Origin of the sequence: Blautia sp. DFI.6.71 (genome assembly GCF_020593585.1) — a bacterium.
Lineage (GTDB): Bacteria > Bacillota > Clostridia > Lachnospirales > Lachnospiraceae > Blautia_A > Blautia_A wexlerae.
Window position 1 is genome coordinate 1 of the sequence record NZ_JAJDMJ010000116.1, and the last position, 1,754, is coordinate 1,754.

At 38.4% G+C, this 1,754-nt stretch carries 1 pseudogene; it reads right to left on the reverse strand.

What is annotated here, in order from left to right:
- Positions 1-239 precede the first annotated feature (239 nt).
- Positions 240-1,617, reverse strand: a pseudogene (locus LJE12_RS19450) (transposase).
- Between the last annotated feature and the right edge of the window lie 137 nt (positions 1,618-1,754).

Sequence of the window (1,754 nt, forward strand, 5' to 3'; positions counted from 1 at the left end):
ATAGGTAATTGCGAAACAAGTTCGCAATCTTGATTGAAAACAAGGATAGAATCCTGCAATGCAGGATTCCTGGAATGGAAGGTGGCAGTCATTCATTTAGGGCATGACAAAAAGGCTTCATAGTTAGTATGAAGCAGAAAAATTTATAAAATCTCAATTTTAAGCAATCAAAGGCTTAAGACTTCGAATGTATTGATGTTGATGAATTTTATCAGCAACGATTACTGTAACAAGTTGAGCTATGCCAGCCAAAAGTAAATCGGCATGAAGCGTTTTTTCGTTCTGGGTCTTACGATTAGCTACGCAAAAGCTGTCTTTAAAGTGGTTAATAGATTTTTCAACGTTTACACGGATTTTATATGTTTTTTCCCATTCTTCTGAACCTCGTTCCACTCCGGGATAGGCACGAAGATTCTTTTCGGGATAAACGTAAATCATTCTTCCACAGGAAGATGTTGTGCAGGGATTATCACAATGGCATACACGGCGTTTTGTTTTATCTGCTTTATTGTATTCCCATTTCATTTTCGGGCAGACAAATTTCATCGTGGGAATTTTGCTTTTTAAGTGTGATTTACTACCTTCTCTTTTCATAGGAAGCGAAGGATCATGAGGACAACAGGGAACAGCATTTTCGTTGATAGTATAACCGTTATCTTCCATAGAAAGTTTTACGCGGAGAGGAATAAATGCTTTTTCAAATCCAATTTCACCGAAAAGAGATTTGTAGATTTCAATCGTGTCAAAAGCAGCATCACCAAGAAAAGTCTTAGGGGCGATAAGCGGATGTTTCTGAAAGAAATCAACCAGGACAGGAAGCAGGGCTTTTGAATCGGCAAGAGATTTATCCTCATCAGGAGAGTCAGATTTCTTTTCCACAACGATATCCGGATGAGCCTTTAGGAACTCTTTGTTATAGAAAGTGATATCACGGACAATACCAAGTCCGTTGGTTACAATGCCAAACTTATAGGCGTAACAGAAATGTCCATTAATGTACATCTGCTGGATTGCCTGATTGGAAGCAGCATGCGTAGGCATGGAACCATAAGCAGCCTTATAAGGATCATAGGAATCATCAAGGTTATGGGATTTCTTGAAAGCCTTTAACTGCTTGATAATACGGTTTACGTATTTTGGATTATTTTCAGTTACCCAGGCTTCAATGCCAGAGGTATCGAAGATGGTCATAGCTGCCAGATGAGGATCAAGTTTTTGGCATATCGGTTCGGTCATATCAACCATGTGATCGAACAAAGATTGTAAGTCCATCAGGAAATCCTGTTTAAAACGGGTAAATTTTGAGGCATCAGGAACAACATCAAAGCCACAGAAATCACGTAATTCCTGAGAGTATTTCAAGAAAACGATCAGGAGCATATCAGTCGGGATTGAGAATATACGCTGAATCAGAAAAGCTTTAAGCATTGGATAAAGCTGGTGCTTACGAGGTCTTCCGGTTGAAGCGTGAAAATGAGTAATAAAAGAAACAGGAACAATTTCATCAAGGTTAATGGCTTCATCAAGAAGTGAAAGGAACTGGTATTTGTCGTTGTCGAATTTCTTTTGGCAATCTTCAAAAACTTCTGCCAAAGTGAGCTGCTTATGTGTTATCATATAGGTATATCTCCTTTTGGTGGATTGGTTTATAGTTTTTCGCAACTCTATTTTACCATAAACCTTGAGGAGATATTTTATTTTAACAACAAAAAAATGCCGTATTTATGCGGCTTTTGGCGTTTCGCAAACGCCTA